Annotated in this window: 17 protein-coding genes; 5 read left to right on the top strand and 12 right to left on the bottom strand. The window is 61.5% G+C overall.

Annotated features, from left to right (window positions below; all coding sequences use genetic code 11):
* Positions 1–363: 363 nt before the first annotated feature.
* The 3 genes from ABY948_RS02320 to ABY948_RS02310 are packed head-to-tail and all read right to left on the bottom strand — an operon-like array spanning position 364 to position 2221.
* The gene (locus ABY948_RS02320; protein ID WP_461480895.1) at positions 364–624 is read right to left on the bottom strand and encodes a DUF5062 family protein; all 261 of its coding nucleotides are present in this window, start codon (positions 622–624) and stop codon (positions 364–366) included.
* Positions 625–639: 15 nt separating this feature from the next.
* Entirely contained in the window at positions 640–1425 is a 786-nt protein-coding gene (gene cysE / locus ABY948_RS02315; protein ID WP_461480894.1) for a serine O-acetyltransferase, read from the bottom strand.
* Positions 1426–1474: 49 nt separating this feature from the next.
* The gene (locus tag ABY948_RS02310; RefSeq protein WP_461480893.1) at positions 1475–2221 is read right to left on the bottom strand and encodes a double zinc ribbon domain-containing protein; all 747 of its coding nucleotides are present in this window, start codon (positions 2219–2221) and stop codon (positions 1475–1477) included.
* Positions 2222–2311: 90 nt separating this feature from the next.
* Between ABY948_RS02310 and bioB the strand changes: the two genes are divergently transcribed.
* Genes bioB through ABY948_RS02285 form a run of 5 tightly spaced genes read left to right on the top strand, consistent with a single transcriptional unit; the run spans position 2312 to position 7094 of the window.
* Positions 2312–3370, top strand: a complete 1059-nt coding sequence (bioB, locus tag ABY948_RS02305) for a biotin synthase BioB (RefSeq protein WP_461480896.1) — start codon at positions 2312–2314, stop codon at positions 3368–3370.
* A 44-nt stretch (positions 3371–3414) separates the two neighbouring features.
* The gene (bioF, locus tag ABY948_RS02300; RefSeq protein WP_461480892.1) at positions 3415–4602 is read left to right on the top strand and encodes an 8-amino-7-oxononanoate synthase; all 1188 of its coding nucleotides are present in this window, start codon (positions 3415–3417) and stop codon (positions 4600–4602) included.
* Between the two features lie 11 nt (positions 4603–4613).
* Entirely contained in the window at positions 4614–6203 is a 1590-nt protein-coding gene (gene bioC, locus ABY948_RS02295; RefSeq protein WP_461480891.1) for a malonyl-ACP O-methyltransferase BioC, read from the top strand.
* Entirely contained in the window at positions 6196–6888 is a 693-nt protein-coding gene (bioD, locus tag ABY948_RS02290; protein WP_461480890.1) for a dethiobiotin synthase, read from the top strand. The genes bioC and bioD overlap by 8 nt, the downstream gene beginning before the upstream one ends.
* A 17-nt stretch (positions 6889–6905) precedes the next feature.
* Positions 6906–7094: a DUF3094 family protein gene (locus tag ABY948_RS02285; protein ID WP_461480889.1), complete on the top strand. Its 189-nt coding sequence runs from the start codon at positions 6906–6908 to the stop codon at positions 7092–7094.
* A gap of 11 nt (positions 7095–7105) precedes the next feature.
* Here the strand turns inward: ABY948_RS02285 and ABY948_RS02280 are convergent, their stop codons facing one another.
* From ABY948_RS02280 to ABY948_RS02240, 9 genes are all read right to left on the bottom strand, one after another.
* On the bottom strand, positions 7106–7564 hold the full coding sequence (locus tag ABY948_RS02280) for an EVE domain-containing protein (RefSeq protein ID WP_461480888.1): 459 nt from the start codon (positions 7562–7564) through the stop codon (positions 7106–7108).
* A gap of 70 nt (positions 7565–7634) precedes the next feature.
* Complete coding sequence (locus tag ABY948_RS02275; protein WP_461480887.1) at positions 7635–8648, bottom strand: NADP-dependent oxidoreductase; 1014 nt, start codon at positions 8646–8648, stop codon at positions 7635–7637.
* Positions 8649–8719: 71 nt separating this feature from the next.
* Positions 8720–9211: a DUF3237 domain-containing protein gene (locus ABY948_RS02270; RefSeq protein ID WP_461480886.1), complete on the bottom strand. Its 492-nt coding sequence runs from the start codon at positions 9209–9211 to the stop codon at positions 8720–8722.
* A 234-nt stretch (positions 9212–9445) separates the two neighbouring features.
* Complete coding sequence (locus tag ABY948_RS02265) at positions 9446–9631, bottom strand: hypothetical protein (protein ID WP_461480885.1); 186 nt, start codon at positions 9629–9631, stop codon at positions 9446–9448.
* A gap of 93 nt (positions 9632–9724) precedes the next feature.
* On the bottom strand, positions 9725–11137 hold the full coding sequence (locus tag ABY948_RS02260) for a M48 family metalloprotease (protein WP_461480884.1): 1413 nt from the start codon (positions 11135–11137) through the stop codon (positions 9725–9727).
* A 15-nt stretch (positions 11138–11152) separates the two neighbouring features.
* Entirely contained in the window at positions 11153–11824 is a 672-nt protein-coding gene (locus ABY948_RS02255) for a hypothetical protein (RefSeq protein WP_461480883.1), read from the bottom strand.
* Positions 11821–12465: a hypothetical protein gene (locus tag ABY948_RS02250; protein ID WP_461480882.1), complete on the bottom strand. Its 645-nt coding sequence runs from the start codon at positions 12463–12465 to the stop codon at positions 11821–11823. Before ABY948_RS02250 ends, ABY948_RS02255 begins: the two co-directional genes overlap by 4 nt.
* Before the next feature lie 5 nt (positions 12466–12470).
* Positions 12471–13478, bottom strand: coding sequence for a VWA domain-containing protein (locus tag ABY948_RS02245; RefSeq protein ID WP_461480881.1), 1008 nt, complete (start codon positions 13476–13478; stop codon positions 12471–12473).
* Complete coding sequence (locus ABY948_RS02240; RefSeq protein WP_461480880.1) at positions 13475–14539, bottom strand: vWA domain-containing protein; 1065 nt, start codon at positions 14537–14539, stop codon at positions 13475–13477. The genes ABY948_RS02245 and ABY948_RS02240 overlap by 4 nt, the downstream gene beginning before the upstream one ends.
* Position 14540 lies beyond the last annotated feature (1 nt).

Raw genomic sequence — 14540 nt, 5'->3', positions numbered from 1 at the left:
CCTGATCCGTGCCCCGGACGAGCCGCGCATTCGTCGCAGCGTCAATAATTTCTTTCTCTACCGGGTGGATTGTGAGCAGCGCAACATGCGCCAGATGATGTCCCGCTCGATGGTTTTCCTGCTGATCGGCATGAGCATTTTGTTTTGTGCGCTGTCCCTCAACCAGTGGCTGGGTGAAACGCGCTCAGTGGTGGCAAATGTGTTTGCCGAAGGGCTGACAGTCGCCGCCTGGGTATCCCTCTGGGAGGCCCTGGCCACCTTCCTGATCGAGTGGTTCCCGCACCGCAGGAATGTTGCGCTGTACCGGCGGTTGGCGGTTGGCGGCTGCGGAGCTGCTGTTTCGGGCCGGCTAGCGGGAAGCGGTTACTGCAATAGCCGATGTCCCTCCGGCAATTGCCGGGTGATCCACAGCGCCAGCTTGTGCTTCATGTGGGGGATGTCGTGCTGTTCGTGGGCCAGGGGTTGTATCAGCTTGTCGTGTACCAGCAACTTGTAGATGTACTCCACCTTGTCGTTGGCGGAGTCGGTGGCCTCAAATTTGGCCGCGCCGCGCTTTTCGGCGTAGATCATGCCGACCCTCAGAGCCTCTTTCAGCAGTTCCGCTTCATTCTTTAATTTGGACATGATTGGTGTTCTCGGTTAGTCACAACAGCCCGTTAGCCCCTGGTCCATCGACTCGGCCGGGGCGTCGATATCCATCGTGCCCACTACGGTTGCGGGCACCCCGGCCACCACCGAGTGGGGGGGAATGTCATTCAGCACCACGCTGGCGGCGGTAATTTTGGAACCGGCACCGATCTCGATATTGCCGAGAATTTTGGCGCCGGGACCGATCAGTACGCCGCGCCGCACCTTGGGGTGGCGATCGCCACTGACCTTGCCGGTTCCCCCCAGGGTCACCGACTGGAGAATCGAGACACAGTCTTCCACCACCGCGGTTTCGCCAATGACGATGCCGGTGGCATGGTCAAACATGATGCCGCGGCCGATCTGTGCCGCCGGGTGGATATCCACACCGAAAACCACCGAAATGCGGTTTTGCAGCACCAGCGCCAGGGAAGTGCGCCCCTGTTGCCACAGCCAGTGGGCCGCGCGCCAGGCTTGCAGGGCGTGAAAACCCTTGTAGTAGAGGAAGGTGGAAAACAGGTCGCGGCAGGCGGAATCCCGGTTGTAGATGGCGAGAATATCGCAGGTGACCTTGTCCGCCATTTCCGGGTCAGCGCCAAACGCTTCCTCGAAGACCTCGTGCAGGGTCAGGGGCGAGGTGGCGCTGCAGCCGAGTTTTTCCGCCAGCAAAAATCCCAGCGCCGCCAACATCGAATCGTGTTTGAGGATGGTGACTTGCAGGAAGCTGGCCAGCACCGGCTCTTCGGCGGCGACCACGGCAGCTTCCTGTTGAATTTGTTGCCACAGGGTTGAAGTCATAACACAGCATACGCGCAATAAGGGTTCGGCCATTATCGGCGGCGACTGGTTATTTTTCCAGCGGTGTGCGCGCCAGGCACCAGATATCCACCCGGGCGGCGCCGCCCTTGATCAGTAGCCCGGACAATTCCCGGGCGGTGCTGCCGGTGGTCATCACGTCGTCCACCAGGGCGATGGTTTGACCGCTCAGTGAGCGGTTGAGTCGGAAGGCACCGCGCAGATTGTGCAGCCGCTGCTGACGGCTGCCGCCCTGCTGGTGGGGGGTATGCCGGTGGCGGCTGAGCAATTGTCGCTCCACTGGAACAGCCAGCCGCCGCCCCAGGTAGCTGGCCAGCCAGGCGGCTTGGTTAAAGCCGCGCTGGAACTGCCGCCGCCAGTGCAGCGGCACCGGCACAATCAGTTCGGGCAACGCAGTTTGCTGCAGTGCGGCAAGCAACAGCTCTGCCAGCAGTGCGCCGCGACTGAATTGTCCACGATACTTAAAGCTGTTGATCAGGCTGTCCACCGGGAACTCGTAGCGCAGCGGCGCCACGCAATACTGGAAGGGGGGCGGCCTGGCCAGGCAGGCACCGCAGGTGAGGTCGCCGTCCGGGGCGGTTGCCAGTGGCAGGGCGCAGCGCTGGCAGCTGGGCCGGTTTAGCGGCAGATCCGCCTCGCAGTCAGCGCACAGGTCCAGCGGGCGCCCGGATGGGGTTCCGCACAGCAGGCAGTGGCCGGGGAACAGTCGATAACTGAAGCGGCGCACCCCGACCGGCCACGGGCAGGCGGCCAGCCGCGGTCTTTCCCTTTTATCCATCGTTGTTAACCTGAAATCCATTTTTGGTTGACAGAGGCTTTGGCTCACCTATCATAGCGAGCTGGGATAAGACTATATGAGAGATGAATGATGCCCGCCAGCCATGCCACCGAGATTCGCCACGACTGGAGCCGCGACGAGGTTCTGGCACTGTTTAAACAGCCGTTTAATGATCTGCTGTTTCAGGCCCAGGTCGTCCACCGCCAGCATTTCAATGCCAATGAAGTCCAGCTCAGCACCCTGCTGTCGATCAAGACCGGTGCCTGTCCGGAGGACTGCAAGTACTGTCCCCAGAGCGCCCGCTACGATACCGGCCTGGAAAAAGAGCAGTTGCTGGCGCTGGAGCAGGTGATCGAAGAGGCGAAAGCCGCCCGGGACAGTGGCGCTACCCGTTTCTGCATGGGCGCCGCCTGGCGTTCACCCAAGGACAGGGACCTGCCCGCCGTGGCCGAGATGGTCCGCCAGGTGAAGGCCTTGGGCATGGAAACCTGTATGACCCTGGGAATGCTGAAAGCGGAGCAGGCGCAGATGCTGGCCGAGGCCGGACTCGACTACTACAACCACAACCTCGATACCTCGCCCGAATACTACGGGGAAATCATCACCACCCGCACCTACCAGGATCGCCTCAATACCCTGGATAACGTGCGCCGCGCCGGCATGAAAGTCTGTGCCGGTGGCATCGTCGGCATGGGGGAGGGCGAAAAAGACCGCGCCGGCCTGTTGATGCAGCTGGCCAATCTGCCCCAGCACCCGGAGTCGGTGCCGATCAATATGCTGGTAAAGGTGGCGGGCACCCCGCTGGAGCAGCAGGAAGACCTGGACCCGTTCGAGTTTATCCGCACCATTGCCGTGGCACGGATCATGATGCCCGAATCCCACGTGCGCCTGTCCGCCGGGCGCGAGGAAATGAACGATCAGATGCAGGCGCTGGCCTTTATGGCCGGAGCCAACTCCATTTTCTATTGTGAAAAGCTGCTGACCACACCGAATCCCAAGGCCAACCGCGACATGGAACTGCTGAACCGGCTCGGTATCAGGCCGGAAGCCCGCCCTGTGGCGCGGGATAGCGAGGAAGAGGAGCAGCTGTTGCGCCGGGCGATGGCGGAAGCGGCAAGCGATCAGCTGTTCTATAACGCCGCCAACTAGTTAGCTGGGGTGGCCATGGGTTGGCCATCCGGGAGAAATTTCTGATGTCCTTATCCATGGACCAGCAGTTGCAACAGCGACTGGCACAGCGCCGGGCGGACAACCTCTACCGCCAGCGCCATCTGTTGCAATCCGCCCAGAACAGCATTGTGCAGGTGGACGGCAGGACCTGTGTGGCCTTTTGCAGCAACGACTACCTCGGCCTCGCCAGCCACCCGGCGGTGATCGACAGTTTTCGCCGCGGCGTCGAGACCTACGGTGTCGGCAGTGGCGCCTCCCACCTGATCTACGGTCACTCCCAGGAACACCACGCACTGGAGGAAGAGCTTGCCGCCTTTACCGGTCGCCCCCGGGCCCTGCTGTTCTCCACCGGCTACATGGCCAACCTGGGCACCATTCGCGCCCTGGTGGAGAAGGGGGACCACGTGTTTGAGGACCGGCTCAACCACGCCTCATTGCTGGATGGCGGCATGGCCAGTGACGCGCGCTGCCAGCGCTACCGCCACAGCGATGTGGGTGATCTCGCCAAGCGCCTGGTCAGGGTTGACAGCGGCCGCAAACTGGTGGTGACCGATGGCGTGTTCAGCATGGATGGCGACCTGGCACCGCTGCCGGCGCTGGCGGAAACCTGTCGCCGGCACGATGCCTGGCTGATGGTGGACGACGCCCACGGCTTTGGTGTGCTGGGCGAAAACGGCGGCGGATTGGCCGAGCACCATCAGCTCGGGGTGGATCAGCTGCCGATCCTGATGGGCACCCTGGGCAAGGGCTTTGGTACCTTCGGTGCCTTTGTGGCCGGTTCCGATGCACTGATCGAGACCCTGATCCAGTACGCCCGCACCTATATCTACACCACGGCGCTGCCGCCGGCGGTGGCGGCGGCCACCCGCATCAGCCTGAAAATCTTGCGCCGGGAAACCTGGCGGCGGGAAAAACTGCGCAGTCTGGTCGCCCGTTTCAGAAGCGCGATCAGCGACATCGGCCTGGAGCTGATGGATTCCCCCACGCCGATTCAGCCGGTGCTGTTGCACGACGATGCCCTCTGTTACCGGGTGGGCGAAAGCCTGCGCGCCAAGGGTTTTCTGGTGGGGGCCATCCGCCCGCCGACGGTGCCGGTGGGCAGCGCCCGGCTGCGGGTCACCCTCTGCGCCGAGCACACCGAGGAGCAGGTGGACGCGTTGGTGGATGCCATCGACCGAACCCTGACGGAATTGCGGGGGCAGACACCTTGATGGCGGCATCCATGCCGATTTGCCAGGCCGGTTCACTGGCGGTCTACCACTATCCGTGCCAGGGCGAACCGCTCCAGGTCGAACCGCTGGTATTGCTGCACGGTTGGGGCAGTGACAGCCGTATCTGGCAGCAGTTGTTGCCTGCGCTGAACCAGCATTTCCACGTGCAGCTGGTGGATCTGCCGGGCTTTGGTGAAAGCCGGCCGCTGCCCGGTGAAACGGTCGAGGATTACCTGGTGGCACTGCTGGCGGTACTGCCGGCGCGCTGCTCGCTGCTCGGCTGGTCCCTCGGCGGTATGCTGGCCACGGCGCTGGCCGGCCGCTACCCGGAGCGCATCAAACAGCTGCTGACCATTGCCAGCAATCCGGCCTTTGTACAGCGGGGTGAATGGCACAGCGCCATGCCCCGCAACACCTTTGCGGAGTTCTGCCAGCTGTTTCAACAGCAACCGGAACTGTGCCTGAAACGTTTTCTGGGCTTGCAGTGTCGCGGTGATGTCTCCGAGCGCGAATTGCTGAAACAGTTGCGCGACCTGGCGGCGAGTCCGTCCACCTCGCAACGCCAGGGTTGGCAACGGGGGCTGGTGCTGCTGGAGGAACTGGATAACCGTCCGGTGCTGGCCGAGCTGTCGGTTCCCGGACTGCATATTTTTGGTGGCGCCGATCAGCTGGTGCCCGTCAGTGCTGCCGCGGCGCTGCAAACCCTGAATGGCAGCCAGCAGATCGTGGTATTGGCTGGCGCCGCCCATGTGCCCCAGCTGAGTTGCCCGCAACAGTTGGCCGAGCGCATCATCGATTTCGTACAGGGCGATCGCTACCTGCTGGATAAACGGCGGGTGGCGGATTCTTTCAGTCGGGCCGCGACCAGCTATGACGGTGTGGCCAGGTTGCAGCGGCAGGTGGGTCAGCGCTTGCTGGATCAGCTTGCTCCCTCGCAGCCGCTGCGGTCAGTGGTGGACCTGGGCTGCGGCACCGGGCATTTCACCACTCGGCTGGCACAGCGTTTTGCACCGAGCAGCCTGACCGGTATTGATCTGGCCCAGGGCATGCTGGACTTCGCCCGCGCCCGGCACGGCGACTGTGCGGTCTGGCTCCGTGGCGATGCCGAGGATTTGTGCCTGCCGGACAACAGCGTTGAGCTGATCTTTTCCAACCTGGCATTGCAGTGGTGTGAGCGGCTGCCGCAACTGGCGTCGGAACTCGCCCGGGTGTTGAAACCCGGTGGTCGCATCGCCTTTACCTCGCTGGGGCAGCAAACCCTGCACGAGCTGCGTCAGTCCTGGGCCGTGGTGGACAGCTATGTCCACGTCAACCGCTTTTTGACGGCGCAGCAATGGCGTGACAGCTTTACCGCCGCCGGCTTCCGTTTCCAGCATTTTGACGTTACAGCAGAAGTGCTGCAGTACCGGGATCTGCGCCACCTCACCTCCGAGCTGAAGGGGCTCGGCGCCCACAATATCAATCGCGGGCGCAACCAGGGTATGACCGGGCGCGAACACATTCGCCGGCTGATCGATGCCTATGAACAGTTTCGTGACGGCGAGGGCCAGCTGCCCGCGACCTGGGAAGTGATTTACGGGGTGGCGACACTGCATGGGTAAACAATATTTTGTCACCGGCACCAACACCGGTGTCGGCAAAACCCTGGTGACTGCCAGCTTGCTGGCGGCAGCCCGGCAGCGCGGCCTGCGCACCGCCGGCCTGAAACCGGTGGCGGCGGGCTGCGACATGACGCAGGACGGCCTGCGCAACGAAGACGCGCTGGCACTGCTCGCCCAGACCAGTCTGCCGTTAACCTATGAGCAGGTTAATCCGGTGGCACTGCAGGCAGCGATTGCACCTCATATCGCCGCTGCTCAGGAAAATCGTCGCCTCAGCGCCGATCGCCTGGCGGGCTTTGGTCGCGGCACCATGATGCACCCGCTCGACCTGCTGCTGATCGAAGGCGCGGGCGGCTGGCGGGTGCCGCTAAATGAGCGGGAAACTTTTGCGGATTTGGTTAAAATCCTGCAACTGCCGGTGCTGCTGGTGGTCGGAATGGAGCTGGGGTGCATCAACCATGCGCTGCTGAGCGCCGAGGCGATCCGGCGCGATGGCCTGGTACTGGCCGGTTGGGTGGCCAATCGGGTGGTGCCGGAGATGTCCTGTTATCAGGAAAACCTGCACAGTTTGCAACTGCGGCTGGGCTGCCCGATGATGGGCGAATTGCCTTACCTGGCGGAACCCGGTGTGGAACAGGCGGCGGCCTGTCTGGACCTGGACCTGCTGCTGGCAACAGATCATTAAGCGAAGAGTATTTTGTCATGGGTATGAGAAGTGAAGAAGAGTATTCCGAAGAGGACCTGGAGCGCATCCGCCAGGTGGTGAACTCGGGGATTCATTCGGTGGAGCGCAAGCCGTTCCGCTTTAGTCTGCTGTTTTTGTGGTGGATTGTGGTGGCCGCACTCGGTGGCGCCGCCTGGCTGTTTGCCCGCTCGGTGGGGGCGGTTTAATCCGCCAGAGCTTATTCCTCCAAAGAAAGTATCGTCCGCCACTCCGCTTCCGTGAGTGGCACCACCGACAGCCGCCCCTGTTTAAACAGGGCCATGTCCGCCAGCTGAGGCTGTGCCTTCAGCTCTGACAGGGGCAGCAGCTGTGCAAATTTTTTTACCAGCTTGACATCCAGCGCATACCAGCGCGGGTTTTCCTCCGTGGCCTTGGGGTCGTGGTAGTCGCTTTCCGGGTCGAACTGGGCCGGATCGGGATAAGCCGCCTGCACCACCTCCATCACCCCGGCGACCCCCGGCCGGGGACAGCTGGAGTGGTAAAACAGTATCAGGTCGCCCACTTTCACGTCATCCCGCAGGTGGTTGCGGGCCTGGTAATTGCGGATGCCGTCCCAGCGACAGCGTTGACCGGGCGCCTTGGCCAGCTGGTCGATGCCGTAGACGTCAGGTTCGGATTTGAAGAGCCAGTAGTTCATCTGCATAACTGAAAAGTTGCCGGGGCGGGCGATTCCGGTTGCCCGGAACCGCCCATGCTGCGGTTGGAAATTATACGTCTTTGACGCGCACCATCAACTTGCCCATGTTGTCGCCGGTGTAGAGTTTTTTCACGGCCTGCAGGGCGGTTTCCAGGCCCTCTGACACATCCAGGCGCGCCTTCAGTTTTCCCTCCTTCATCCAGCCGATCAGCGCCTCGGTGGCTTCCGGGTAGCGGTCCATGTAATCGAGAATAATGAAACCCTGGATTTTCAGGCGGTGCATCAGAATCAGGCCGTAGTTGTAGGGGCCGGGCACCGGCTCAGTGGCGTTGTACTGGGAGATCAGCCCGCAGGTGGGAATGCGCCCGTGCAGGTTCATCAGCTTCAGGCACTCGTCGAGAATCTTGCCGCCGACATTATCGTAGTAGACGTCGATGCCGTTGGGACAGGCCCTGGCCAGTGCTTCAGCGAGGTCCTCGGTCTTGTAGTTGATGGCCACATCGTAGCCGAGCTCCTCGGTGATCCAGCGACATTTCTCGTCGGAGCCGGTCAGGCCCACCACGTGGCAGCCCTTGATCTTGGCGATCTGGCCAACCAGCGAGCCGACGGCGCCGGCGGCGGTGGAGACCACCACCGTTTCACCCGGTTTGGGATCGCCGATATCCAACAGGCAGAAATAGGCGGTGGGGCCCACCAACGCCAGGGTGCCGAAGGCGTCGATCACCGGAACATCGCCGGTATTGCTCAGCAGGCCGACGCTGGCCGGTGAGCCGATCTGGTAATCCGCCCAACTGCCGATACCGCTGACGATATCCCCTTCCACAAAGGCCGGGGTATTGCTTTTGAGCACGGTGCCGCAGACCACCCCGCGCATGGGTGCGCCGATAGCCACCGGTTCCATGTACTGTTCTATGTCGCTCATCCAGATGCGATTGGTGGGGTCAAGCGACAGGTAGTTGAGACGGAACAGGCACTCGCCCTCGCCGGGTTCCGGGATGGCTTCATTTTCCAGACTGAGGACATCATCGCTGATATCGCCAACGGGGCGTTTGCGCAGGCGCCAGACGCGATTGGTTTCTGACATGATTTGTTCTCCTCTCTGTGGTTATTTTGAGTCGATGTTTTTGTCTGTTCGGGCCGCGAAAACGGCCGTCATCAGCGAATCAGGAACACATCGTATTTGACGTAACCTTCCGGGCCAAACTGGATTTCTGTCATTTTGTTGATGGCCTGGATGTCGTTCAGCCAGGCGTATTTTTCCGAGGCCGTTTGAAAGGTGGGGGCGGCGATAAAGTAGGGGATATCGCGGTCTGTCAGCAATTCGCCGTTGTTGAGGCGGGCAGCGCTTTGCTCGGAGTTTTTGATGATGCCGTTGTAGCTGATAAAGATGTGCGCACCGTCATCGGTTTCGATCAGGCCGCGCACGTCGAGCCGAAACACTCCGGAAGGCATGATGCGCAGCCAGTCGGCGCCGGGGGCGACAAACTTGCCGCTGATCTGCGGCCCCTTGACCCAACCGCCGGGACGTACGTTGACGATCATCATGCCGTCGTCAATAGCCAGCGGTGGATCGAGGGGCGCGACATAAGTCATCAGGTATTCAGTGGCAATGGTGGTGCTGGGCTGCAGGCCGAGGCTGTCTGCCATGGTGAAAGATCCCCTCTATGCTGTGCGGGACGCCAATATCGGACCAGTGCCGTCTGGCGTCTCTCATTTGTGGTTTTAAAGTCGGGCTAAAGGGCTTCGCATTGATCCCCCGCCAGTGGCCTGTTGGAACGGACCTTTATGTCGTGCAGCCCAGCCTAGCGTTTTTTGAATGATCAGTACAGTATTCAGGATTTCGCCGTGCTATGGGGAAAACGGGTTGCCTGACAGGCGTGCCTAAAACAGGTCCAGGTCACTGTTCAGGACGACCTCTTCCAGGTAGACCGCGACCTCCTGGAAGTCGTGAATATCCCTGGGTGTTCGTTTCAGGGGCAGGAGATTGTCGGCTTTGTGCACCACCGGTTGGGCATCGGTGGTGATGACGGTGGTCTTCGCAGTACTGTCACTGTGGAGCAGATCCATGGCGTTCACCTCCCTGACGATGGGCTCAGAATAAGGGCGAAATATGAAGGCCTGATGGCAGCGCTGTGACGGCCAGGCCTGCCCCTAAACATTCTAGCGGATAATTTTGATCCACTGACCCGGTTTCGGTTCCCCGGCAGGGTAAAAATTATTGATGATGCGCAGTTCATCCTCGCCGTGCTTGCCGAGCTGCAGGTGCTGGGCCAGCCGGGCAAAGGTGGTCTGCTCGGTGGCCTTTACATAGTGAATGGTTTTTGACTCGCGGGTTTGCAGGCTGCGCCTGGAGACGGGCCTGAAGCTGCCGATGATGGCGGTGAAGTCATGGTCGGCACTGTTTTGGGTGTCGGCGGAATCCGCGGTGCCCCTGAAGACAAATGCCCGGTAGCCGTAGTAGAGCACCGCCAGTCGTTGATCCGGCTGACCCGCTTTGCCGGGGATCAGCCCGGTGTGCCCCCTCAGTCTGAACTGTTGCAGCGCCGCCGATTTTTGCAGCAACGGAATGCCCAGTTGCTTTTTGATGAATTGGTCGGGGCTGTCCTTGGTGCGCCGCAGGGCGGTGATGCTGATACTGGCGCTGCCGCTGTCATTGGCCGCGTTGACAAGGGGTGGCTGTTCGGCGAATTGCCACCCCTTGGGGAACAGCACCATGAAGGCGAGTTCTTCGTTGAGGTAGGCGTTTTCCGGCAGTTTCCGCGCTTCGACATTTTCGCCCCACACCATGCCTTCCGTGGCGATTCTGAACGGGACGACATTCTGCTCGGCAGCGGCGGACTGGGGCTGCGCCCCCGCCTTGCTCACCACCTCCCGGAGTCGCTGGTCGTTGCGCGGATGGGTGGCAAACAGGCCGTGGTAGAACTGCGGTTCCCGACCGGCTTCCAGGGCACGTTTTTTCTCGAGGCGCTCCTGATCCTTGAGCAGGCTGATCACTTCAATCATCGCCTGGGGGTCGTAGCCGGCCTGATAGAGGAAGCGGCTGCCCAGCTCGTCCGCCTCCAGCTCCATGTCGCGGCCATAGCCGCTCACCATGCTGGCGCCCCACATGGCGCTGGCCTGGCCCACATCGGCACTGCGGGTGAGAATGGCCAGCAGTCCGGCCATAACAGTTGAGCCGGTCTGGGCGCGCTTCTGGCGGCCGTGATGGTTGGCGGTGACGTGACCCACCTCGTGGGCCAGCACGGCGGCCAGCTGGGCCTCGGAGTTCAGGTAGTTGATCAGTCCCCGGTGGATATAGACATAGCCATCGGGCAGGGCGAAGGCATTGATCACCGGATTGTCGATGACCGTAAAGGTGAATCTGTCATTGGGTTTATCAGAGTGGCGGGCAATGCGCTGGCCCACCTGATTGACGTACTCGGCCAGCTTGCCCTCCACCAGGGTGGTGGTGGCAATGATCTGCTCGTGCATTTCCCGGCCGGTTTCCGGGTTTTCCTTCGAGGCCAGTACCGGATTGGCCACCAGCAACAGGGCCGTGGCCAACCAGATGACAACGGTGCGTGTTTTAGCCATGTCCGGGAACGCCTGTCACAGTCCCCCCTGAGCGGTTCCGAAGAAACCCTGCAAGCGTTTGCCAATGCCATTGCAGGCCTCGCTTTGCACCTGGGCGATAAAGGGAATGGGTGCGCCGACTGCCAGCAGATAGGAGGAACCCTTGGCGTCGACTTTGACCCGCCCCTTTTCGTCCAGTTTCTTCAGATCCCAGATCACGGCCTCGTATTCGGAGGTTTTATCCCAGGAGGCAAACCCGAAGCAACCGCCGCCACCGGGTGCCAGGGCACAGCTCAACGCGCCGCTCTTTTCGGAGGTTTCGGTATTGCCGTCTACCCAGATCATGTAGCGGATACCCAACTGGTGAAGATGCTGGGCGATCAGCGGGTCCTCCAGCATCCGGCCCATTCGTTTTAAACCCAGCGGTGCCGTGCGGGGTTCAAACCAGGGATAGAAGCTGTCCAGAAACTGTTGTTCCGGCATCACCTGAATGCTGCCGCCGTCGGCCAACTTGCCGCCGATGCAGTCGATAAAGCCCGGCTCGGTTTCGTACTCTCCGGAGTGGCGACGGCCCATCACCACGACCTGTTCGCCGCCATTCAATTCCAGTTGGGTACTGGACAGGCGGAACTCGTCGATACTGGTGGAGGTGCCGCAGGCGCTTAACAATAAGCTCGCCAGTGCAGTGCAAAGCAGGATTGGCCTCATGAACCCTCCGCTTGTCCAGGCGGGACACCGCCCTGGTGTTTGGCCAGCCATTGGCGGATTTCCGGCACTCGCTCAAAACCGAGTATCAGCCTGGCTCCGGCATCCCGCAGGGCGGTGACGGTGGCCTGATTGAGGGCGTCTGCATCCGATGTCAACAGGCGAGTCTGGGTCTTGCCGTAGGCGCTCATCAGCCAGTCGGCAATCGGTTCGCCGGTGTTGTCATAGACCTTGAAGTTGTATTTCAGCCACACCTCGTAAACATTCAGCTTGGTCTCCAGAGGGGTGGCCAGCTGTACCTCCTCCACCTGGGGCACCACGATCAGATCCAGCTGGCCATTGCCCGAGGGAATGCTGCTGTAGGTGGTGCTGGTTTGGAACATATCGCTGAACACGCGGTTGAACAGCTTCACCTGGGAAGCCCCCAGGGCCATGATCACCGGCTGCCGCTTGTCCTCCTGGCTTTCAAACTGATAGCCGCTGAAGTTGCTGTCCAGCACCAGGCCAACCCGGAGGGGTTGTTTGCGGGTCAGTGCACTGGGGTAGTTGCCGTTGACCGTGACATTGGTGCTACAACCGGCCAACAACAGTGCTGCCAGTAACAACCACAGCGGGCAAAGGTGTCGGGGTTGGGCACAATTCATGGTTGTCACTCGGGTTTGAGGCCGGTCAGGCCCACGAAGGTTCCGCCGTTACGATAGCTCAGATCGCGCATCAGCGCAGCGAATCTTGTGGCGGTTTGCAGGTTGCCCCCCCGGACCAGGAAATGCACCGGGAAGCCGATGGTGTGGATGCGCACCAGCCGTTGGCCACTGCGCCCCTCGCGGTTGATTTTTGCCACCGTGTTGAGCACCTGGGCGATGGAGACACCGGTAAAGTCATCCCCCAACACATAGAGGCTGATCTTGCGGTCCGGCGCATAGAAGCGGCGGATGGCGTGCTGTACGCCCTCCACCGGACTGGAGTTGCTGAACGGGGTCCAGTTGGCGAGCCGTTCGATAATGGCCTTGCGCCGGGCCGGGGTGTCGGGAATCCACTTGTCCCGGTAACTGGAAAACATATAGCCCCCCATGTCGTTCATCACCTGGATGCCTTTCACCCGGGGGTAGATATCGAGGATATGGAGCATTTCCTGGCGCAGTCGCGGCCAGGCAAAGTTGAACATGCTGCCGGAGGTGTCGACGATGAAAATGATGTATTCGCTGTCCACCGGAATGCCGCCGATCAACTGCTTGTCCGCGCGGTTCTGCTGGGCTTGCAGCCGTTCCATCTCCTCGGTGAGCACTTGCAGCGCCAGGGTCAACTTGTCCTGTTCGGTGGTATCCACCTGGGCGACGGCATTCTGCTGGCGGCGCACGCTGGCCAGCTCCGATTGCAGTCGGGCGATGCGCAGGCGGATGTCCGACAGCTGCTCCTCCTTGGAGGTGAGATCGCGGTTGAGGATAGTCGTCTCGCCGCGAATCTCGAACAGCTGTTGTTGCAGTTCGGCGACGCTGCCGGTTAGCGGCTGATCAGATTTTTCAAAGGCCGTGGATTCCACCGTTTTGGCGATCAACAGCAACAGCACGATGGCGCCGAAGCCGCAGCTGATCACGTCCAGAAAGGAGATGCTGATCTCCGCCATCTGGCCGCGCTCCCGGCGGCGCCCCCGGCTCACGGCCAGTCCCTCGACGGACTCATGAACGCGCCCTGGCTGGAGATGGCCAGTTGCCAGAAGCTGGCCGCCGCCGCCGGGTCGCCCTCCATGGGGAATAACAGCACATTTACCGGCAGGCGGCCGGGCAGCACTTCCACCGCCTTGGCGAACAGTTTGAGGCGCTCGCGACCTGACACCGTGCGGTCGCCGGAGGGTTTGCGCCCCTGGGTGGGCAGGCCGTCGGTGAGCAAAAACAGGTTGTCCGGGGGGCTGGCAAAGCCGTTGATGGCCTCGAAGGCGTTGATCAGGCTGGTGCCGCCGGCGGGCACCACTTGGCCGAGTTGCGCTATCGCCTGATCCAGTCCCTGGCGGTCGGCGGTAGCGCGCCAGGTACCGCCATCACCGGTCACCGACCGGGCGGCGGTGTTGAAGACGTAAAGCTGGTATTGGCTGTCCACGGGCAACTGCGCCACCAGCCACTCGATGCTGCGCACGGCGCGCCGCCACTTTTCGCTATTGCGTTTGACCTTGTCGCTCATGTTGCGGGTGCGGATGACATTGACGATGGAGTCCGACAGCATGCTGGCGGAGCCATCCACCAGAATGAGAATGCGCTTGCCGCCCAGCTTGAGGCCGGTGAGGTATTGCCGCTGTCCCTGGCCGATAAAGGCGCGCACGTTGCTGGCGTTGCCCTGCTGCTCTAGTTTGGCGGTTTCCTGCTGCAGTTCCTGCACCTGCCTGCGCAGCATTTCAACATCCTGTTGCGGGTCTTTCTGGGCACTGAGTTCGCGGCGGGATTCCTCAATGTCCGCCAGGACCCGTTTGGAGAGCCCCTGGGCCTCGACAATGTTGTCTGCCACGCTGGCCAGGCTGTTCCTCAGCGCCACCAGTTCCGCTTCGCCGACGCGAATGTCTTCCTGCAGCAGGTTGACTTCCGCCGCCAGGTTGGGATCAGCGGTCTGGATGGCGCTGGCGTCGTGTTTGAGAATCAGGAACAGCAGGGTGACGGCGCCGAAACCACAGGCCATGATGTCGAGGAACGACAGGCTGAAAGCACTGACCCGGTGTTTGCTGCGCCGCAAG

This window comes from Porticoccus sp. (assembly GCF_041592135.1).
GTDB lineage: Bacteria > Pseudomonadota > Gammaproteobacteria > Pseudomonadales > Porticoccaceae > Porticoccus.
Note: the sequence above shows the minus strand (reverse complement) of the source record. Positions and strands in the feature narration are given on the sequence as shown.